Genomic DNA, 19,558 nt, shown 5'->3' with positions numbered 1-19,558 from the left:
GTCGGCGCCCCGCTACCGTCGGTAGTCCGGGCGGAGGGGGTGCGATGCGGAAGTCGGCGGAGAAGGACGACGAGCTCGACAGCAACTCAGTCGGCCACACCCACGAGACCGAAACGCTGACCCCGGAACAGTCCCGCATCCAAGACCTCGGCCGCCTGGCCGGCAACGCAGCGGTCGCCGGCGCGATGATGAGCGCGCCCGAGTCGACCGTCCGCAGCCAGGTCGAAGGCGTCACCGGGTTCGACCTCTCCCCCACCACCATCCACCGCGACAGCACCCGCGCCGCGTCGGCCGGCGTACACGGCCTCACCGAAGGCCACGACGTCCACCTGGCGCCGGGAATCTCCCCCGGCACACCCCACGGCGACCACGTCCTCGCCCACGAACTAGGTCACGTAGTCCAGCAAAGCACCGGCACACCCGGAGGCCACGACTCCCTGGAAGCCGGCGCCGAATCCATCGCCCACTCCCGCACAACCACCTCAGGCTCATTGGCCACTCTCCCCGCCCCGAAACAGCTGGCCGTCCAGCACTTCGACCCCCGCTACCACCGCACCTCGGTCGTCAACGGCCTCGAAGGCTCCGGCTTCACGCCGGACGAGATCGGCCTGATCTACGCCGCCAACTGGGAACGCGACCTCTCCCAGGCCCACCCGGTCCTGGGCAACGCGATCCTCGAATGGAAGGCAGTCAAGGTCGCCGCCAAGGATGGTCGGCTCACCAACACCGAGATCACCGCATTCCACAACGCCTGCCAGGCGATCGTCGACGCGGGCGTCGCCGATCCCGCCGGCCTGTTCGCCGGATCGGCGTACGGCGGTTACAAGTTCTACGAGCACATGGACAACCCGGCCGCGACCGCGGCCAACGACAAGATCGCCGAGCTGGGCACCTTGGACACTGGTGGGTTGCCGCCCCACATGTACATCTCCCGCGAGTACATCAAGGAAACGCTGTTCAACGCGGCACGCCTCACCCACCCCGAGCTGGCTCGCGGCCGGACCGCGGCCGCCGCGGACCACTCCAAAGCGATGCGCGCAGTCCTCGACAAGGACGCGCCGAAGGCCATGATCGGCGGGCTGCCATCCGGTGCGATCGCCGACGAAACCGCGGCCGAGGTACGACGTACCGCCGGGGCCGGCGCTGGATCCGGCGCGGTGATCGATCCGGAGGCCCTGGACCTCATCGGGCGCGCATCCCATGCCCTGGAGGACTTCTGGTCACACTCGAACTTCGTCGAGATCGCGATCGACGAGGTGGAGTACAAGCTCAGCGGGCTGACCACCGCGACCTTCGGCCCGGACGACAGCATGCATGCGCTGTCGCACAAGATCCGTGGTGCGGCCGACGAGATCGACGCCGAAATGCCCTTGGTGGACAAACTCGCCGGCCGCAGCAAGGCCGCCCCGCAGCCGGACCAGGTCCAGCTCGGCGACGAGTCCCCGGTGCAGCACGACAGCTTCCTCGACGACTTCAAGGGCGCGATCGACCAGGCCGGCGACGTCGTCAAGCGACTGCCCGGGGCGATGTACGACGGCGGCAAGCGCGGATTCGATCGCGGTCTCGGCCAGCCCGACATGTGGGCACCGTTCACCGGCGCAGCCAAGGGCGCCCTGGTGGGCGGTCTGGGCAGCGCGCTCGGCAGCCGCGCCGGCGTACTGGCGTTGCGGACCGCAGCTGAGAAGCTCGACGAGGAGATCGAGAAGAAGCAGGTCGAGTTCGGCGACCGGCAGGCGCACGGACTGCTCGCGAAGGACCAGCCCGGTCACGAGCACGACGGCTTCGGCGAGCTGAAGACGGTCAAGTTCGAGTTCGCGCATGCGCTGTCGGTGGCCGCCGACCGCTCGATCACCGGCAAGATGAAGGCCGTGATCACCGCGCCGGACGCGGCGGTCGCCGACGAGCGCCTGAAAGAGATCTACGACACCCTCGACAAGCTGATCGCCAATCCCTCGCAGGAGCATCCGCTCGCCGATGTCATCACGGCCTATCGCGAGCGAGCCGTCGCCGCGCTCAAGGCCTATCGGGCCGGTCCACAGAAGTAGTCAGCCCACTCTCGCCGGGAGGGCCACGCCGGTTAGGGACTCGGCGAGTGACCAGAGGCGGGCGTTGTCGGACTCGTTGCGGGAGCGCTTCGGGGCCTTGGCGAGTTCGGCCGGGCCGACGAGGTGGAACCTTCCGGACGGGCCGTAGTACGCGCCTTGCTGGGCCTCGGGGCTGGTGGCTGCGAACAACAGCGGTTCGGTGCCCTGGGCAACTTCCTGGGAAGGCAGGAGTGGGCCGAGGATGCGGTTGATGAAGGGTTCGCTCGAACGGTTGCTACCGAGCGAAGCGCCCGCGGTCTGGAGGTTGGTGCGGGTGTAACCGGGGTGAGCAGCGACGCTGAGCAGGTTCCAGTTGCGGTCGGTCGCGAGTTTGGCGAGGTGGTTGCTCAGCATCAGGTCGGCGAGTTTCGACTGCGCGTAGGCCAGGAACGGGTTGTAGCGCTGCTGCCAGTTCGGGTCGTCCCAGCGGATCCGGCCGTAGTTCGCCGTACCGCTGCTCATCGTGACGACGCGCGGCGCGGGCGCGGCGAGCACCAGCGGTAGCAGGCGGACGGTGAGCGCGAACGGGCCGAGGAAGTTCGAGCCGAACTGGAGCTCGAAGCCGTCGGTGGTGCCGAAGCGCTTCGGCGGGTGCATCACGCCGGCGTTGTTGACCAGCAGGTCGAGGTGCGACTCGTCGGCGATCAGGCCGTCGGCGAACTCTTGCACCGAGGCCAGGTCGGCCAGGTCGACGCGGCGGACCTCGAGCTGGGCGCCGGGGACCTCGGCGAGGATCTCGGCGCGGGCGGCCTCGCCCTTGGCGACGGTCCGGACCGCCATCACGACCCGGGCGCCGGCCGCGGCCAGGCGCTTGGTGGCTTCCTTGCCGGTACCGCTGTTCGCACCGGTGACGACGGCGAGCTTGCCGGTCTGGTCGGGGACGACGTACATCGGATCCTCCATAAGAGACTGATGGTCTGTTATGGAAGACGTTATCAGACCGCTGGTTCGATAACAACAGACCGTTGGTCTGTAGGATGTGACGGTGACGACTTTCCAGCGCGCCCGCAGCGAGGAGCAGCGCGCGGTCCGGCGCCAGGCGATCCTGGCCACCGCCGCGGAGATGCTGACCGAGATGCCGGTCAACGACGTCAGCCTGAACGAGCTGAGCCGCCGCGTCGGCCTGGCCAAGTCGAACGTGCTCAAGTACTTCGAGTCCCGCGAAGCCGTGCTGCTGGAGCTGTCGGCGACCGAGCTGACGTCCTGGGTGGACGACCTGGCCGCCGGGATCGCGGCGATGCCGTCGTCCGCACCGCTCGCCGAGCGTGCCGACCTGCTGGTCGAGGTGGTCGTCAGCACCATCAGCGCGCGCCCGGTGCTCTGCGACCTGATCAGCAGTCAGGCGTCGGTCCTGGAGCGCAACATCTCGACCGAGACGGCGCTGGCCTTCAAACGATCGGCCGCCGTGGGCTACGACCGGATGATCGAGCTGGTCACGATCGCGCTGCCCGAGATCGGGCGCGAGGGCGCGATGCGGTTCATCCCACCGGCAAGCATGCTGGCCGGGGCGGTCTGGACCCACGCCCATCCCACCCCGGCCCTGCTCGCCGCATTCTGCGCCGATCCCTCCCTAGCCCCCCTCCGCATGGAGTTCGAGCCGACCTTGCGTGAGCAGCTCACCACGCTGCTGACCGGCGTACTCCCGCGGTGAATCAGGGGGCGAAGACCGGGGTGAGGTCGGCGAAGACCTGGTAGCTGGTGATCAGGCCGGCCTCGTCGACGTCCCAGGTGCTGAGCGCGGGGAGGGTGACCTCCTTGCCGTCGAGGCGGGTGTAGGTCACGTCGGTCTCGGCGAGGGTGGTCGGGCCGACCGTCCAGACCCGGTTGATGTGGTGCTCGGTCCGTTGGACCGCCGTGAAGAACGCCGCGTTCCCGGCCAGGATCGCCTCGATCCCGACGAACGGCTCCTGGTTGCCGAACACGAACGTCGACTCGTCGGCGAGCATCGCGGCGAAGGCGTCGAAGTCCTGCGTGTCGACGGCGGTGAACACGGTGGTTGCTTCAGGCATTGGTTCCCCCAAGGAAGACGAAGTACGAACGCGGTTACGCTAACCAGCCGCCGGGCCCGGCGGCCATGCCACATTTAAGGGATATCGCCACCGGCTGAGCGTGTGTGACCATCGAGAGGTGAACCACGCTGCCCACTTCCGCGCCTACGACCAGGTGGTCTCGCTGGCCGCCGCGAAGCTGCCGCTGGCCGACCTCTTCGACGAGGCCCAGCAGGTCCTGCGCCGCGCACTGCCGCGGGACAGCAGCTGCTGGCACGCGATGGATCCGAGCACGCTGATCGAGACCCGGTACTCGGCCGAGAAGATGCCGGCACCGACCGCGGAAATCGCCGAAATCGCTTACCTGTATGACGATTACAACTCGTTCGCCTCGTTGTTCAAGGCACCCCGGCACGCCGGGATCCTGAGCGAGGCGACCGGTGGCGAACTGCGCAAAAGCAGCCGGTACGTCGCTCTGCTCGAACCAGTCGGGATGACCGGCGAACTGCGGACGGCGTTCGTCGTGGACGGCATTCCGTGGGGCTGTGCCTCGTTCTTCCGCCAAGGCGATTTCACCCCGGAGGAACGCGATTTCGCCAACGTGATCGCGCCCCTGCTGGGTTTGTCCTTTCGGGCAGCAGGTGTGCACGCACGGGCCGCGGGACCAGGTGCGGATCTGTGGCCCGGCGTACTGGTGTTCGACAGCGACCGCCGGGTCGAGTCACATACGCCGTCGACCGCGCGCTGGCTCGAGGAGTTCGGCTTCGAGGGATCGGTGACCGCCGACCGGCTGCCGTACGAGGTGGTTTCCGTCGTCGAGCGGGTCCGCCTCACCGGCCAGGAGGCGACCGCGCGGATGCTGGGCGAATCCGGTCAGTGGATCCAGGTTCACGCGGCTCCGGCGACGGCGGAGACCGCCTGGGACCAGCGCGTGGCAGTGGTCCTGCAGGCGGCCGCCGTACCGTCGATCGCACCTCTCATCTCGGCCGCCTACGGGCTCACCCCGCGCGAGCGGGAGCTGACCGAGCTGATCCTGCAGGGCAACGACACCCGCGAGATCGCCGGGCGGCTGCATCTGTCACCGCACACCGTGCAGAGTCACCTGAAGTCGATCTTCACGAAGGTCGGTGTCCGCAGCCGCCGCGAACTGGTCGGCCGGATTGCTCAGGGCAGGTAGTAGTTCGGGTTCGGCAGCTTGAACGTGCGGTCGGCGTACCCACCCTTGAGGTCGGAGTACTGGTCGCCGAAGTTCGCGACGATGTCGTAGCCCAGCGACTCGATGTGCGCGCGGGTGGCCGACTTGTAGTGGATCGTCGTACAGGCGCCGTTCGGGTCTGCGGCACAGGCCGTCTTCAGGTACGCCGGGTAGTCCGCCAGCGCGGGCTTCGTGAACAGACCGTCCTCACCGTTCGGCAGAGTGGTCGGCTTCGGGTAGCCGGCGTCGATCCCGACGCCGTCCGCGGTCAGGTTGCCCAGCGTCGCCTGCTCCTGCGCGGCACCACGGCCGGTGAGGAAGAAGACCGCATATCCCTCTCGCTCAGCGGTCTTCACCAGGTCCACCATGCCCGGTACGGCGGGGAACTTCTGCCCCAGCACGTAATCAGCATTGGTCGTCGGGTTGTACGCCCAGTTGCTCGCGATCTCGTAGTTCCACGTGGCGAGCGAGGTGTCGTCGACGTCGAGCAGGATCGCCTTGGTCTTCTTGGTGTGGTGCTGCGCCGAGATCCACCGCTGTCCCGCCTTGGCCACCGAGCCGGCCTCGCGCGCATAGTTGCTGTCGGCACCGAATGTCCCGGATCCGAGCGGATCGCCGTAGTAGTTCCGCAGTTGCTGCCGCAGTACGTCGATATTCGTGACATTGCGTTCACTGTGCGGTGTCGACGTCTGAATGGCCGGCTGCTTGGTCGCGACTCCCGCCGAGTACGCGACCCCACCGACCACCGACGTCAGCGCGACTGCCGCCGTACCGACGGCAACCATCCGCCGCGAGATGCGGATACCCATGATGACCTCTCCCAGAACGAGTTGGCTTGCTTCTGCAACCTAAACCCGTCCGGGGTGCGACTCAGCTGACAGATGTCACGGCTTTGACGTAGCGATGGCACGGGATCGGGAGGGTGCCGCGCTCGACTGACGCTGGGTAGTCGAAGGGACCACCGTCGGTCCATCCGCAGCGCTCGTAGAACCGGCGGGCACGGGCGTTGCCGGTCGCGACCGCCAGCCAGGCTTCCTTGTGTCCGTTGGCCGCGACCTGCCGCTCGGACTCGGTGAGCAGGATGCCGGCCACACCCGAACCGCGGTGGTCTCGCGAGACGTAGACCTGCTCGACCTCGTCGTCGACGACCATCACGAACCCGGCGATGTCGTCACCCACGACCGCGACCGTAGCGTCGCCGATCCGGTCCGCGGCACGAGTCCAGAACGACTCCTTGGTGCGGATCGCGACCAGCTCGTCTGGCACGTGCCCGTGATGACCGTCGGCCCAGCCGAGATGCCAGATGGACGCAATAGCGTCGGAGTCAGCAGCAACAGCTGGGCGCACAATCACGGTCATGTCGCTCAGGCTAGTTCCGGACCAGGCCAGTCGGAAGGAGCCGGCCGGTCGGGAAGGAGCTGGCCGGCCCAGGTCGGACCGAGCCAGTTAGTCGGGGTCGTAGGCGAGGTTCGGGCGGAGCCAGCGCTCGATTTCCTCGACGGTTTCCCCGCGGCGCCGCGCGTAGTCCTCGATCTGGTCTTTGCCCAGCCGGCCGACGCTGAAGTACCGCGCAGCCGGGTTCTGGAAGATCAGACCGGAGACCGCCGCCGCCGGGGTCATCGCGAAGGACTCGGTGAGCGCCAGCCCCAGCTTGTCGGCCTCGAGCAGCTCGAACAGCTCGCGCTTCTCGCTGTGATCCGGGCTCGCCGGGTACCCGAGCGCCGGCCGGATCCCGCGGAACCGCTCCGCGTGCAGGTCCTCCAGCAGCGGCTCGGCATCCGGCTCGAACCACGCCTTCCGCGCCTCCAGGTGGATCCACTCGGCGAACGCTTCGGCGAGCCTGTCGGCCAGCGCCTTCACCATGATCGCGCGGTAGTCGTCGTTCTTCGCCTCGTACGTCGCCGCCAGCGCCTCGGCCCCGTGGATCGCCACCCCGAAACCACCGAGGTAGTCATCCGCCGGTGCCACATAGTCGGCCAGGCACCGGTTGTGCCGACCGGCCGGCTTCTCGGTCTGCTGCCGCAGCATCGGGAACGAGACACCCAGACCGTCCAGCAGGATGTCGTCACCCTCGCTGTGCGCCGGCCAGAAACCGTACGCGCCCTCAGCCGTGAAGGAGCCGTTGGCAACGATCTCGTCGAGCAACGTGTTCGCGTCGTCGAAGAGATCGCGCGCTACCGGCTGGTCCAGGATCGCCGGGTACTTACCCTTCAATTCCCAAGCCAGGAAGAGGAACTGCCAGTCGACCATCGCCCGCAGCGTCTCGATGCTCGGCGACACCCGGCGCAATCCCGTGAATGTCGGCACCGGCGGCGTACCGTGCTCGACCGGCTCGAAGTTCGCGCGAGCCTGCTCGACGGTCAGCAGCGGTGCGCGCTGCTTGTTGGCGTGCTGCTCACGCAGCCGCTCCTGGTCCGCAGCGTTGCTGATGGCAAGCGCTTCGGCCCGGTCGTCGTCCAGCAGATCCGACACCACGCCGACCACCCGAGACGCGTCCAGCACGTGCACGGTCGTCTTTTCGTACGCCGGAGCGATGCGAACCGCAGTGTGTTGTTTCGACGTGGTCGCGCCACCGATCAGCAGCGGCAGCTTGAGTCCGCGGCGCTGCATCTCACTGGCCACCGCAACCATCTCGTCCAGCGACGGCGTGATCAGGCCGGACAGCCCAACCGCATCGGCGCCTTCGGCAATAGCCGTGTCGAGAATCTTTGCCGCAGGCACCATTACACCGAGATCGATGACCTCGTAGTTGTTGCAGCCCAGCACCACACCGACGATGTTTTTGCCGATGTCGTGGACATCGCCCTTGACGGTTGCCAGCACGACCTTGCCCTGACCGCGGACGGCCTCGGCGCGACCCTCCAGCCGGGCCTGCTCCTTCTCCGCCTCCATGTATGGCTCGAGATACGCGACCGAACGCTTCATCACCCGCGCACTCTTCACCACCTGCGGCAGGAACATCTTGCCGGCGCCGAACAGATCGCCGACCACCTTCATCCCGTCCATCAGCGGGCCCTCGATCACTTCGAGCGGCCGCGGCAGCTTCTGCCGGGCCTCCTCGGTGTCGGCCTCGATGAAGTCGACGATCCCGTGCACGAGCGCGTGCGACAGCCGCGACTCGACTGTCCCCTCGCGCCAGCTCAGGTCGACCTCGCGCTTGGTGCCTTTGCCCTTCACGTTCTCGGCGAACGAAACCAACCGGTCGGTCGCATCGTCACGGCGATCGAAGATGACGTCCTCGACCAGCTCCAGCAGGTCCTTCGGGATGTCCTCGTAGACCGCCAGCTGACCGGCGTTCACGATTCCCATGTCCAGGCCGACCTTGCCGGCGTGGTACAGGAACGACGAGTGCATCGCCTCGCGGACGATGTCGTTGCCACGGAACGAGAACGACAGGTTCGAGATACCGCCGCTGATGTGCACACCCGGACAGCGTTCCTTGATCAACGGCAGCGCGTCGATGAAGTTCTTCGCGTAGCCGTTGTGCTCGGACATACCGGTCGCGACGGCCAGCACGTTCGGGTCGAAGATGATGTCCTCGGCCGGGAAACCGATCCCGGTCAGCAAGTCGTACGCACGGCCGCAGATCGCCACCTTGCGCTCAACCGTGTCTGCCTGCCCCTGCTCGTCGAACGCCATCACGACCGCACCCGCGCCGTACGACATGATCCGCCGGGCGCGGTCGAGGAACTCCTCCTCGCCCTCCTTCAGGCTGATCGAGTTGACGACGCCCTTGCCCTGCACGCATTTCAGGCCGGCCTCGAGCACGGACCACTTCGAGCTGTCGATCATGATCGGGATCCGGGCCACCTCGGGCTCGGTCGCGATCAGGTTCAGGAACGTGGTCATCGCCTGCTCGGAATCCAGCAGGTCGGCGTCCATGTTGACGTCCAGCAGGTTCGCGCCACCGCGGACCTGCTCCAGCGCCACGTCGACCGCGGCCTGGTGGTTGTCCCCCTCGATCAGCCGGCGGAACCGCGCCGACCCGGTCACGTTGGTCCGCTCACCGATCATCACGAAGCCGGTGTCGGCGCTGATCTTGAACGGCTCCAGGCCGGAGAACCGCGTGGTGTGATCAGTCGGTACGACGGGCCGCGGCGGCAGGCCCTTGACCGCGGTCGCGATCTGGGCGATGTGCGCCGGTGTCGTCCCACAACAACCGCCGACGATGTTGACCAGGCCCGATTCGGCGAACTCGTGCAACAAACCAGCCGTCTGGTCCGGAGTCTCGTCGTACCCACCGAAGGCGTTCGGCAGGCCCGCATTCGGGTGCGCCGCGACGAACGTGTCGGAGAAGCGGGACAGGTCGGCGACATGCGGACGCGCCTCGGCCGCGCCGAGCGCGCAGTTGACGCCGACGACGAGCGGGTCGGCGTGCTCGATCGAACTCCAGAACGCCTCGACGGTCTGCCCGGACAGCGTGCGGCCGGACAGGTCGACGATCGTTACCGAGATCCACAACGGCAGGTGCGGCGCAACCTCCTGGGCAGCGGCGATCGCGGCCTTGCAGTTCAGGGTGTCGAAGATGGTCTCGATCAGCAGCAGATCGACGCCGCCCTCGGCCAGTGCCGCGATCTGCTCGGCGTACGTCGCCTTGACCTGCTCGAAGGTGACTGCCCGGTACGACGGGTCGTCGACCTTGGGGGACAACGACAGCGTCACGTTCAGCGGGCCGATCGATCCGGCGACGAACCGGTCACCGAACTCGTCAGCCGCCTGCCGGGCGAGCTGCGCGCCGCGCACGTTCATCTCGTGGACGTACGCCTCCAGGCCGTAGTCGGCCTGCGCGATGCTCGTCGCGGTGAAGGTGTTCGTGGTGGTGATGTCGGCACCGGCCGCGAGGTACTGCCGGTGGACGTCGAGAATCAGGTCCGGACGGGTCAGAATCAGCAGGTCGGGGTCGCCGGTGACGTCATGCGTGTGATCGCGAAAACGGTCACCTTGATAGTCCTCGGTGGTCAGCTTGGCGCCCTGCAACATCGTGCCCCAGGCACCGTCGAGCACCGCCACCCGCTCGGACAACAACTCCCGAAGTCTCGCTGTGCTTGCTGCTTGCCCCACCCCGCCGCCCCGGTCAATTCTCATCCGTCGCGTCACCTCCAGATTCGCTCCGGAGGCGCCCTTGCAACGTGCCTCCCCAACGAGGCCCCACCCGAGCGTGGCGGATCGCGAAGATCCGTTGCAGCGCCTCTCGAGCCGGTCGCACCATGTTAGCGGCGTCACAGCAGGATGACTGCCTCAATGTCCAGCGTACGAGACAGCCGTTCATATTTCGAGCTAGTGGATCAGCGCCTGAATCGCCGGGGCGTAGAGGTCGACGATCTGCTCGGCCTCCGCGGTGGCGGCCGAGCCGGTCTTCTCGATCGCCATCGCGGCACTGAGACCGAGCAACTGAGCGGTGATCAGCTCGGCCCGGAGGTCGACATCCGGGCCGGTCAGGCGGTTCGCGAACGCGCGGGTCACCTGGTCGCGGAAGTGTTCGCGAATCAGGGCGCGCTCGTCACCGCCGCCGGCCGCGAAGATCACCCGGACCAGCAGATCCAGGCCGTTGTCCCGGCGATAGGTGACCAGCGTCCGGACAGCATGCGCACCCAACTCGGCATCCGGCGCGGCCAGCAGCAACTCCGCGGCCTCACTGAAATCCGCGACCCGTTCGAAGAGCGCTTCCTTGCTGCCGAAATGCTTCACAATCAGTGCCGCGCTCACGTTGGCGTCTGCGGCAATCCCGCGCAACGTCACCGCGGCGTACGGCTGCAGGGCGAACGCACGCCGAGCGGCGCGAAGGATCGCCGTACGGCCTGGGTCGATCACGACGCACTCGCCGGCTTGCGGCCCGGGATCAACGCGACCAGCCCGGCAGCGACCGCCGCGGCCAGACCGGCGATCGCGAACACGATCAGGTACGCCGACAGTGTCGGGGCGACGCGGTCGCCGTTCGACACGGTCACAGTGGTCAGCACGGTGGCCACGATCGCACTGCAGATCGCGGTCCCGACCGTGCGCATCAGGGTGTTGAGGCCGTTGGCAGCCGCCGTCTCGGTCACCGGCACAGCATGCATGATCAGAGCCGGGAGTGCCGAATACGCAATCGCCGTACCGGCCGACACCACGGTCGCACCGAGCACGATCCCGGCGATCGAATGGCTAGTGAAGAACCGAACGACGTACCCGGCAGCCATCAGCACCGACGCGATCGCCAGGCTGAACCGCGGACCGCGCGCGGTCGAGATCCGCGCCGAAACCGGCGACAACAACACCATCGCGACCCCGCCTGGCAACAGACACAAACCGCTCACCACGATCGATGCCCCAAGCCCGTATCCCGTCCAGGTCGGCTCCTGCACAAGCTGCGCGGTCGCTAACGAGTTGGCGTAGAACGCGAATCCGATCAGCAACGCACAGGTGTTCGTGAACAGGACAGCCGGACGGGACGAGACTCGCAGATCGACCAGCGGGCTGACTGTTCTGAGTTCGAACCAAACCCAGACCGGTACGACGGCGATTGCGCCGAGCGCGAGCGCAATCGTCGGACCGGCACCCCACGCGCTGCCCTTCGAGACCGCAAGCAGCAGACAGACGAGGAACGCCGCGAGCCCGAGTGCACCCGGTACGTCGAACCGTCCGCTGGTCCTGACTGTGGACTCGGGGACAAGCAGCAGCACCAAGAGGATGTCGAGCACGCCGAGACCGACGCAGATCCAGAACATCGTGTGCCAGTTCCAGTACTCGACCACCAACGTCGCAGCCGGAATCCCGAACGCCGCCCCGACCCCAAGCGTCGAACTCATCAACGCGATCGCCGGAATCACCCGCCGCGGCGGCAACTCATCCCTGAGGATGCTGATCCCCAGCGGCACCACCGCAATCGCGGCCCCCTGGAACGCCCGCCCCACAATCAGCAGCGGCAGCTCAGAACTCGTCGCACAGAACAGCGACCCAACCACCATCGAGCTCAACGCAACCAACAACACCCGCCGCTTGCCGTACATGTCCCCAGCCCGCCCAAGCAACGGCGTAAACACCGCCCCAGTCAGCAGCGTCACCGTCAACAACCAACTGACATCAGCCGCCGACCTCCCCGTAATCCCAGGAAACTCCGGCAACAACGGCACCACAATCGTCTGACTGACCGAAACCAGTACCCCACAAGACCCCAAAACCCCCAGCACCGCCCGAGCCCTCACCCCACCACAGTAAACACCCGTTCACCCACCCCGCCCCTCCATTCCACCAGCCGGACCGAGTTCCACCTCACACCCCAAGCCACGCCGACCGCTCGTCGTGCACAAACCCCACCTTGAGCACCCGCCAACCACCTCGGCCCGGCAACGGTCGATCCATGCACAAAGTCACCTTGAGCACCCACCAACCACCGCAGCGCCACGCACATGGTCGAACCGTGCCCAACGTCGCGCGAGCAACCCACCTTGAGCACCCACCAACCACCTTGGCACCCCAGCAATGGTCGAACCGTGCACAAAGTCACCTTGGGCACCCATCAACCACCTCGGCACCCCAGCAATGGTCGAACCGCGCACAAAGTCACCTTGGGCACCCATCAACCACGCCAGCGCCACGCACATGGTCGAACCGTGCTCAACGTCGCGGGAGAAGCCCGCCTTGAGCACCCACCAACCGGTTCGGGGCGACGCAAGTGGTTGAACCGTGCTCATGGTGGCGGCAGACGTGAAAGCGGGCCCGGGCGCCTCGGGGAGGGGGAGACGCGCCGGGCCCGGTGCGGGTCGCCGAGCAAGGGGGTGGTGCTGGCGACCCGGATTGGGGGGTGGTGCCGGCTGGGCCGGCGGGGGTGGTTAGCCGGGGTGGGCCGGCGGGGTGGTTGCTGCCGGGTGGGCCAGCGGGGTGAATTGCTGCCGGCGACCCAGCGAGTGGGTTAGCGGACTGGGCCGGTGACTAGTTCGATGGTGGCTTTGTGGGATTGGCCTTGCTGGTCGGTCCAGGCGACCTCGACCTTGTCGCCGGGGTGGTGCTGGTCGAGCAGCTCGGACAGGGTCTCGGGCGAGGTGACGGGCTTGCCGTCGAAGGAGGTGATGACGTCACCGGCGGTGATGCCGGCCTCGTCCGCCTTGCCTTGCGGGATCACGTCCTGGATCGCAGCGCCCTGGACACCGGCATTCGGGACGATCGAGACACCGAGCAGCGGGTCGGCGCCGATGTGGATGTCCGCGGACTCCTGGCCCGACTGGATCTTCTTGGCGATGTCCATCGCTTGGTTGATCGGGATCGCGTACCCCTGGGCGCCGGTACCGCTACCGCCCTGGCCGCCGTTCCCTTGCCCGCCGTTACCCTGACCGCCATAACCCTGGCTGCCGTCGCCCTGACCGCCGTAGCCCTGGTCACCCTGACCCTGGCCGCCGAACCCCTGGCCGCCATCGCCCTGGCCGCCATCGCCCTGGCTGCCATTGCCCTGGCTGCCGTTCCACTGGCCGCCGGTGCCGGGGTCGCCGTATGGGTTCTGGGGGAAGCCGTCGCCGTCGGCGGCTAGGTGGGGGTTGGAGTTGGTGGCGCTGCCGGCGGAGGTTTGGCCGGGGTTGCCCTGGCCACCGTTGCCGCCGTTGTTTCCCGCCGTGTCGACGCCGATCACCTCGCCGTTGGCGTTGGCGAGCGGGCCGCCGGACTGACCGGCCTGGATGTTCGCATCGGTCTGCAGGAGGTTCTTCAGGTTCTCGGGGTCCTGGCCGTTCTGGTCGGTCGCGGTGATCGCCTGGTTCAGCGCGGTGATCTTGCCGGCCGCGTACGTCGGCGTACCGCCCTTGCCACCCGCGTTCCCGATCCCGACCACCTGGTCGCCGACCTTGACGTTGTCGGAGTTCCCGAGCTTCGCGGTCTGCAGACCCGAGGCGTCCTTCAGCTTCAGTACGGCGATGTCGTGGTCCTCGTCGTACCCGACCACAGTCGCGACATACGTCTTCCCGTTGCCCACATCCGTAACCGTGATCGACGTCGCACCCTCGATGACATGGTGATTCGTCAGGATCACACCATCCGAAGTCAGCACGATGCCGGTGCCAGCAGCCTTCGCGTTCTCCAGCCCAAGCACAGTTTTGATGTTCACCAACCCAGGCGACACCTTCGACGCGACAGCGGCCGGGTCGAACTGCGTCTGCGACAACTGCGAACCGTGCGAACCGCCAACCTGCTGATCGATGCCCCAGGCGACCGATCCCGCGACCAGCAACGCCGCGATGCTCATCGCACCAGCAGCGAGCAACCGGCGCTTCTTCTTCCGCGGCGGCTTGGCCGGACCGGAACCGATGACCTGACCAGGAACCGGCGGATAACCGCCGCCACCGTGCCAACCGCCGTACGGAGCCGGCACCTGTGCCTGCTGCGGATGCTGCACCGGCTGCGGGTACTGCGCCCCCTGAACCGGTGCCCCCGGCAACTGCCATCCCGGGTTCTGCCAGCCCTGGTTCTGACCAGGCTGATTCGGCACCGACTGGTTCGGCGCCGACTGGTTCGGTGCCGTCTGATTCGGAGTGGACTGCTGGTACTGCGGTCCGGGCGGAAGCGGGATCGCCCGCCGCGGAGTCTCTTCCTCCGCCCGCGGAGCATTCCACTCGGGTCGCGGACCCTGATCGGGCCGCGGCCCTTGTGCCTGCTGGTCGTCCTGCTGTCCCGCACCGTCGCTCATTGCCGTTGCCCTCCTCAGCCCAGTTCCTTCTGGTACGAGTAGAGCTCGCGGATCTGAGAACAGACTCGGGTCAACCAATGAATCAGCTGAGAATCTTTTCCACCGCCGCGATCACGACCTTCCGCCGCGAAGCCCGGCTCGGCGTGGCAGCGCCGTACTCAGGTGTCATCGACGACCAGCTCGTCGCGATCGCCTGGATCAACGGAAGCAGGCTGACCGACGAGAACTGCTTCGACACAGTACGGCGGCGCTGCGCGCGATCGAGCTCGTCGAGTCGGTGCTGGTTCACCGCGATGATCGCCTCGAGCGGTTCACCGTCCGGCCGCTCGAGCCGGTACCAGCTGGTCAGCCGGAGCCGCGCGGGGTTGTCCTCGAAGTAGTCGAACAGTCGCCCGGCGTAAGCCGGAAGATCCTCGGTGTCGAAGCCGACCACCTCCAGGTACTCGTCGACGGAGGCGCTGAAGACGGCGTCGAAAAGCCCATCCTTGTTGCCGAAGTACGCGTAGAGCATGGCCTTGTTGCACCCGGCCACCTCCGCGATCCGTTGCACCCGGGCGCCGGCGATCCCGCGCTCGGCGAACTCCTCGGTGGCCGCGGCCAGGATCTTGTTTCGGGTCCGGTCTGCGTTCCGCTGCTGCATGCTGGAATCATATAACCAACCGGTTGGTTATATGCTCATGAAGGTATCCAACCGTTTGGTTAGTTAGGACTGACAATGAGCAAGGTGTGGTTGATCACCGGTAGTTCCCGTGGCCTCGGGCGTGCACTGGCCGAGGCGGTACTAGCCGCCGGCGACCGGGTCGTCGCGACAGCACGGACCCCCGAGCAGCTCGCCGACCTGGTTACGAAGTACGGCGATCAGGTGCGGGCGGTCGCGCTGGACGTGACGGACCCGGCGGCCGCGCGAGCCGCCGTACAGACTGCTGTTGACGAGTTCGGCGGCCTCGACGTGGTCGCGAACAACGCGGGGTACGCGAACAGCGCCGCGATCGAAGAGACCCCGGACGATGACTTCCGCGCCCAGGTGGAGACGAACCTGTTCGGCGTGGTGAACGTGACGAAGGCCGCGCTACCGGTGTTCCGGGAGCAGAAGAGCGGGCACTTCCTGCAGTTCTCGTCGATCGGCGGCCGGGTCGGCGGGACGCCCGGGATGGGTGCGTACCAGACCGCGAAGTTCGCCGTCGAGGGGTTCTCCGAGGTGCTGAACAACGAGGTGAAGCCGTTCGGTGTGAAGGTGACGATCATCGAGCCGGGCGCCTTCCGGACCGATTGGGGCGGCTCGTCGATGACGATCGCCGCGACCCACCCCGACTACGACGAGACCGTCGGTGCGATGAACCGCTATCGCGTCGAGGCCGACGGCAAGCAGGCCGGCGACCCCGCGAAGGCCGCCCAGGCCATCCTGCAGGTAGTCGATGCCGACCAGCCGCCGGTCCGCCTCCTCCTCGGCACCGACGCCTTCACCCGCGCGCAGCAAGGCGCCCAGGAGCGGGCCGACGAGACCGCAGCCTGGGCGCACCTCTCCACCTCGACCGACTACTGACGGAGGATCCATTGCGGACGCGGTGTGGCTCGGGTCACTCGTCGTAGCTGTCACAGGAAGTGAGCGGGCGGCGTCTTGTGGGCGAATCCAACGAGAGAAGGAAGAGCCTATGAGCAAGGTCTGGTTCGTCACCGGGTCGTCGCGAGGTCTGGGTCGCGAGTTCGTCGAGGCCGCTCTGTCGCGCGGCGACAAGGTCGCGGCGACCGCGCGGACAACGGAGAGCTTCGCAGAGCTGGTGACGGAGTACGGCGACGCACTGCTCCCGCTGAAGATGGACGTGACCGACAAGGCCGCTGTCGTCGAGAGCGTGCAGCGGGCCCACGAGCACTTCGGCCGGCTGGACGTGATCGTCAACAACGCCGGTTACGCCCAGGTCGGCGCGATCGAGGAACTGAGCGAGCGGGAACTGCGGGACCAGCTGGAGACCAACCTGTTCGGTGCGGTGTGGGTCGTCCAGGCAGCATTGCCGTACCTGCGGGAGCAGGGCTCGGGCAACATCATCCAGCTGTCCTCGGCGGCCGGGCTCATCGCGATGCCGCTCGGCGGCGCGTATCACGCCTCCAAGTGGGCCCTCGAAGGCCTGAACGAAGCTCTCGCGCACGAGGTCGCCGAGTTCGGTATCAAGGTGACCATCATCGAGCCCGGCGGCTTCGCCACCAGGAAGGGCAAGAACCCGGATCCGCTGGCCAATGGCCACATGGCCCAGCGGAGTCCGGCGTACGACGACCTGCGCAAGCGACTCGGTGCGATGGCGGGAAAGCAGCCCGCAGGCGACCCGGCCGCCGCGGCCCAGACCCTCCTCAAGATCGTCGACTCGGCCAACCCGCCGCTCCGGATCCTCTTCGGCCAGGGTTTCTACCCGATGATCCAGCAGGCCTACGCCGACCGTCTGAAGACCTGGTCCGACTGGCAGGACCTCTCCCTGGAGGCCCAGGGCAATCTTCAGGCGACTTCTAGCGAAGGTCGCTGAAGAAGTCGCGGACGTCGGCGACCAGCAGGTCGGGCTCTTCGAGGGCTGCGAAGTGGCCGCCGTGGTCGATGTCGTTCCAGCGGGTGACCGTGTTCTCCTGCTCGACGTACTTGCGGACCGGCACGTCGTGGGCGAAGGCCAGTACGGCAGTGGGGACGCCGGAGTTCTCCTTGCCGGCTCCCCAGGCCTGCGCCTGCGCGTAACCGACGTACGCCGCCGAGTTCGCCGTACCGGTCAGCCAGTAGAGCATCGCGTTGGTGAGCAGGCGGTCCGGGCTGATGACGTTCTTGGGGTCGGTCCATGCGTGGAACTTGTCCATGATCCAGGCCAGCTGTCCGACTGGCGAGTCGACCAGGCCGTAGCCGAGCGTCTGCGGGCGGGTCGCCTGGATCGCGATGTAGCCGAACTCCTCCTGCATGAACTTCCCTATCCGCGCGACGCGATCCTGCTCCAGCGCACTCAGGCTCTGCAGTTCGTCATCAGCCAGCGGGAGCGGCGGCATCGGGCCGGGCCCGCCGTTCGTGTGGACGCCGACTACGTGCTCGCGCGCCGCCCGCGCCACCTCGGGTGACACGGCACCGCCGATGTCACCGCCCTGTACGCCGTACTTGTCGTATCCCAGGCGGTTCATCAGCTCGGCCCAGACCCGGCCGATCCGGTCGGCCGTCCAACCGCCCTCGGAGACCGGCCCGGAGAAGCCGAAGCCGGGGAGGGACGGGATGACGACGTGGAACGCGTCCGCCGCGTCGCCGCCATGGGCGACTGGGTTCGTTAGTGGACCGATGAGGTCGAGGAACTCGACCACCGAGCCCGGCCACCCGTGCGTCAGCAGCAGCGGCAGTGCGTTCGGCTCGGCCGAGGTGACGTGCAGGAAGTGGATCTGCTGGCCTTCGATCTCGGTCGTGTACTGCGGGAACGCGTTCAGCTCGGCCTCGGCGGCCCGCCAGTCGTACTTGGTCCGCCAGTAGTCGACCAGCTCGGTCAGGTACGCAACCGGTACGCCGGTGGTCCAGTCGTCACCGGGCAGCGGGGTGGGGAGCCGGGCAGCGGCCAGTTTCGTGGCCAGCTCGTCGAGTGCGCTCTGCGGGATGTCGATGCGGAAGGGCTTGATCGTCGTCATGTCTTGTAGTCTTCCAGCCAGTTAGGTCAACTCCTGTCCTAGGCGACCGGAAGAATTCTGCGCATGCTGGAAACCTCCGCACGACTCCTCAAATTGCTGTCGCTGCTCCAATCCCCCAGGGACTGGAGCGGTACCGCCCTGGCCGCCGAACTCGGCGTCGGTCCGCGAACCGTCCGGCGTGACGTGGAGAAGCTGCGCAACCTCGGTTACCCGGTCGACGCCGTACCGGGCGTGGCTGGGTATCGGTTGGGCGCCGGGGCGTCATTGCCGCCGCTGCTTCTCGACGACGAAGAGGCGGTCGCCGTGGCGGTCGGTCTTCGGGCGGCCGCCGGTGGGACGGTCGCCGGGATCGAGGAGTCGTCGGTTCGCGCGCTGACCAAACTCGAGCAGGTCCTGCCTTCGCGCTTGCGGCATCGGGTCACGCTCCTCCAGGGCGTCGCGGTCACACCGTCCGGGGCGGCCGCGGTTCAACCCGACGTACTGCTGGCGGTCGCCGAGGCGTGCCGCGATCACCAGCGCCTGCGGTTCGACTATCGCAACCACGACGGCACGGAAGCCCGCCGTACGACGGAGCCGCATCGCCTGGTGAATACCGGTCGCCGCTGGTACCTGATCGCCTGGGACCTCGACCGCACCGACTGGCGCACTTTCCGCCTCGACCGCGTGCAGCCGGTGATCCCGACCGGCCCGCGCTTCACGCCACGCGAGGTCCCCGAGACCAAGACCGCGTCGGCCGGCTACCGCTACCAGGCCGTCTTCCGCATTCAGGCCCCCGCCGAGGTCGTCGCCGACCAGCTCGGCCCCAACGTCGCCACCGTGACCGCGATCGACTCCACCACTACCAGAGTCGAGGCCGGCTCCAACTCGCTCGACGAACTCGCCCTGTACGTCGGCCTTCTCGGCCACCCCTTCGACATCGAGTCCCCGCCTGAGCTCATCGCCCACGTCCGCGACCTCGCGCAGCGGCTGACTCTCGCCGTACCGAGTATCTGAGCGGTAGCGTGCG

At 67.4% G+C, this 19,558-nt stretch carries 16 protein-coding genes and 1 riboswitch; of the genes, 6 read left to right on the top strand and 10 right to left on the bottom strand.

Features of this window, described 5'->3' with window-relative positions:
- Positions 1 to 44 precede the first annotated feature (44 nt).
- Positions 45 to 2,045, top strand: a complete 2,001-nt coding sequence (locus tag ACFTSF_RS15710; RefSeq protein WP_380154421.1) for a DUF4157 domain-containing protein — start codon at positions 45 to 47, stop codon at positions 2,043 to 2,045.
- On the opposite strand, the gene ACFTSF_RS15705 is transcribed toward ACFTSF_RS15710, so the two are convergent.
- On the bottom strand, positions 2,046 to 2,975 hold the full coding sequence (locus tag ACFTSF_RS15705) for an SDR family oxidoreductase (protein WP_380154420.1): 930 nt from the start codon (positions 2,973 to 2,975) through the stop codon (positions 2,046 to 2,048).
- Between the two features lie 94 nt (positions 2,976 to 3,069).
- Here ACFTSF_RS15705 and ACFTSF_RS15700 point away from each other — a divergent pair, with 94 nt between their 5' ends.
- A complete protein-coding gene (locus ACFTSF_RS15700) occupies positions 3,070 to 3,735 on the top strand; it encodes a TetR family transcriptional regulator (protein ID WP_380154419.1) in 666 nt (221 codons plus the stop codon).
- Position 3,736: 1 nt separating this feature from the next.
- Here the strand turns inward: ACFTSF_RS15700 and ACFTSF_RS15695 are convergent, their stop codons facing one another.
- Positions 3,737 to 4,093, bottom strand: a complete 357-nt coding sequence (locus ACFTSF_RS15695; RefSeq protein WP_380154418.1) for a nuclear transport factor 2 family protein — start codon at positions 4,091 to 4,093, stop codon at positions 3,737 to 3,739.
- Between the two features lie 118 nt (positions 4,094 to 4,211).
- Here ACFTSF_RS15695 and ACFTSF_RS15690 point away from each other — a divergent pair, with 118 nt between their 5' ends.
- Positions 4,212 to 5,249, top strand: coding sequence for a helix-turn-helix transcriptional regulator (locus ACFTSF_RS15690; protein WP_344145217.1), 1,038 nt, complete (start codon positions 4,212 to 4,214; stop codon positions 5,247 to 5,249).
- On the opposite strand, the gene ACFTSF_RS15685 is transcribed toward ACFTSF_RS15690, so the two are convergent.
- The 7 genes from ACFTSF_RS15685 to ACFTSF_RS15655 form a co-directional block, all read right to left on the bottom strand.
- Complete coding sequence (locus ACFTSF_RS15685; RefSeq protein WP_380154417.1) at positions 5,237 to 6,076, bottom strand: HAD family acid phosphatase; 840 nt, start codon at positions 6,074 to 6,076, stop codon at positions 5,237 to 5,239. The two genes, ACFTSF_RS15690 and ACFTSF_RS15685, sit on opposite strands and share 13 nt — an antisense overlap.
- A 61-nt stretch (positions 6,077 to 6,137) precedes the next feature.
- Entirely contained in the window at positions 6,138 to 6,626 is a 489-nt protein-coding gene (locus ACFTSF_RS15680) for a GNAT family N-acetyltransferase (RefSeq protein WP_380154416.1), read from the bottom strand.
- Between the two features lie 87 nt (positions 6,627 to 6,713).
- Positions 6,714 to 10,352: a methionine synthase gene (gene metH, locus ACFTSF_RS15675; RefSeq protein ID WP_380154415.1), complete on the bottom strand. Its 3,639-nt coding sequence runs from the start codon at positions 10,350 to 10,352 to the stop codon at positions 6,714 to 6,716.
- A gap of 22 nt (positions 10,353 to 10,374) precedes the next feature.
- Positions 10,375 to 10,466, bottom strand: a riboswitch (S-adenosyl-L-homocysteine riboswitch).
- Positions 10,467 to 10,544: 78 nt separating this feature from the next.
- Positions 10,545 to 11,078: a TetR family transcriptional regulator gene (locus tag ACFTSF_RS15670; protein ID WP_380154414.1), complete on the bottom strand. Its 534-nt coding sequence runs from the start codon at positions 11,076 to 11,078 to the stop codon at positions 10,545 to 10,547.
- Positions 11,075 to 12,436 (bottom strand): MFS transporter, encoded by a 1,362-nt coding sequence (locus tag ACFTSF_RS15665; protein WP_380154827.1) that lies wholly within the window; start codon positions 12,434 to 12,436, stop codon positions 11,075 to 11,077. Before ACFTSF_RS15665 ends, ACFTSF_RS15670 begins: the two co-directional genes overlap by 4 nt.
- 722 nt (positions 12,437 to 13,158) lie before the next feature.
- Complete coding sequence (locus ACFTSF_RS15660) at positions 13,159 to 14,919, bottom strand: trypsin-like peptidase domain-containing protein (protein ID WP_380154413.1); 1,761 nt, start codon at positions 14,917 to 14,919, stop codon at positions 13,159 to 13,161.
- An 82-nt stretch (positions 14,920 to 15,001) separates the two neighbouring features.
- A complete protein-coding gene (locus ACFTSF_RS15655; RefSeq protein ID WP_344145205.1) occupies positions 15,002 to 15,559 on the bottom strand; it encodes a TetR family transcriptional regulator in 558 nt (185 codons plus the stop codon).
- A gap of 75 nt (positions 15,560 to 15,634) precedes the next feature.
- On the opposite strand from ACFTSF_RS15655, the gene ACFTSF_RS15650 reads away from it, so the two are divergent.
- Both ACFTSF_RS15650 and ACFTSF_RS15645 read left to right on the top strand, forming a co-directional pair.
- The gene (locus tag ACFTSF_RS15650; protein WP_380154412.1) at positions 15,635 to 16,462 is read left to right on the top strand and encodes an oxidoreductase; all 828 of its coding nucleotides are present in this window, start codon (positions 15,635 to 15,637) and stop codon (positions 16,460 to 16,462) included.
- Between the two features lie 109 nt (positions 16,463 to 16,571).
- Positions 16,572 to 17,432 (top strand): SDR family NAD(P)-dependent oxidoreductase, encoded by an 861-nt coding sequence (locus tag ACFTSF_RS15645; protein WP_380154411.1) that lies wholly within the window; start codon positions 16,572 to 16,574, stop codon positions 17,430 to 17,432.
- Here the strand turns inward: ACFTSF_RS15645 and ACFTSF_RS15640 are convergent.
- On the bottom strand, positions 17,416 to 18,552 hold the full coding sequence (locus ACFTSF_RS15640) for an epoxide hydrolase family protein (RefSeq protein WP_380154410.1): 1,137 nt from the start codon (positions 18,550 to 18,552) through the stop codon (positions 17,416 to 17,418). The two genes, ACFTSF_RS15645 and ACFTSF_RS15640, sit on opposite strands and share 17 nt — an antisense overlap.
- 63 nt (positions 18,553 to 18,615) lie before the next feature.
- Here ACFTSF_RS15640 and ACFTSF_RS15635 point away from each other — a divergent pair, with 63 nt between their 5' ends.
- Entirely contained in the window at positions 18,616 to 19,545 is a 930-nt protein-coding gene (locus ACFTSF_RS15635; RefSeq protein ID WP_380154409.1) for a helix-turn-helix transcriptional regulator, read from the top strand.
- Positions 19,546 to 19,558 lie beyond the last annotated feature (13 nt).

This window comes from Kribbella sp. NPDC056951, assembly GCF_042674205.1.
Taxonomy (GTDB): Bacteria; Actinomycetota; Actinomycetes; order Propionibacteriales; family Kribbellaceae; genus Kribbella; species Kribbella yunnanensis.
The sequence above is the reverse complement of the archived record's forward strand: the minus strand, read 5'-3'. Positions and strand labels throughout refer to the sequence as shown.

What these genes read in the sequence shown, in the direction of transcription:
- ACFTSF_RS15710 (WP_380154421.1), top strand. Translation starts at nt 45, where the DNA reads ATGCGGAAGTCGGCGGAGAAGGACGACGAGCTCGACAGCAACTCAGTC.
- ACFTSF_RS15705 (WP_380154420.1), bottom strand. Translation starts at nt 2,975, where the DNA reads ATGTACGTCGTCCCCGACCAGACCGGCAAGCTCGCCGTCGTCACCGGT.
- ACFTSF_RS15695 (WP_380154418.1), bottom strand. Translation starts at nt 4,093, where the DNA reads ATGCCTGAAGCAACCACCGTGTTCACCGCCGTCGACACGCAGGACTTC.
- ACFTSF_RS15685 (WP_380154417.1), bottom strand. Translation starts at nt 6,076, where the DNA reads ATGGGTATCCGCATCTCGCGGCGGATGGTTGCCGTCGGTACGGCGGCA.
- ACFTSF_RS15680 (WP_380154416.1), bottom strand. Translation starts at nt 6,626, where the DNA reads ATGACCGTGATTGTGCGCCCAGCTGTTGCTGCTGACTCCGACGCTATT.
- metH (WP_380154415.1), bottom strand. Translation starts at nt 10,352, where the DNA reads ATGAGAATTGACCGGGGCGGCGGGGTGGGGCAAGCAGCAAGCACAGCG.
- ACFTSF_RS15660 (WP_380154413.1), bottom strand. Translation starts at nt 14,919, where the DNA reads ATGAGCGACGGTGCGGGACAGCAGGACGACCAGCAGGCACAAGGGCCG.
- ACFTSF_RS15655 (WP_344145205.1), bottom strand. Translation starts at nt 15,559, where the DNA reads ATGCAGCAGCGGAACGCAGACCGGACCCGAAACAAGATCCTGGCCGCG.
- ACFTSF_RS15650 (WP_380154412.1), top strand. Translation starts at nt 15,635, where the DNA reads ATGAGCAAGGTGTGGTTGATCACCGGTAGTTCCCGTGGCCTCGGGCGT.
- ACFTSF_RS15645 (WP_380154411.1), top strand. Translation starts at nt 16,572, where the DNA reads ATGAGCAAGGTCTGGTTCGTCACCGGGTCGTCGCGAGGTCTGGGTCGC.
- ACFTSF_RS15640 (WP_380154410.1), bottom strand. Translation starts at nt 18,552, where the DNA reads ATGACGACGATCAAGCCCTTCCGCATCGACATCCCGCAGAGCGCACTC.
- ACFTSF_RS15635 (WP_380154409.1), top strand. Translation starts at nt 18,616, where the DNA reads ATGCTGGAAACCTCCGCACGACTCCTCAAATTGCTGTCGCTGCTCCAA.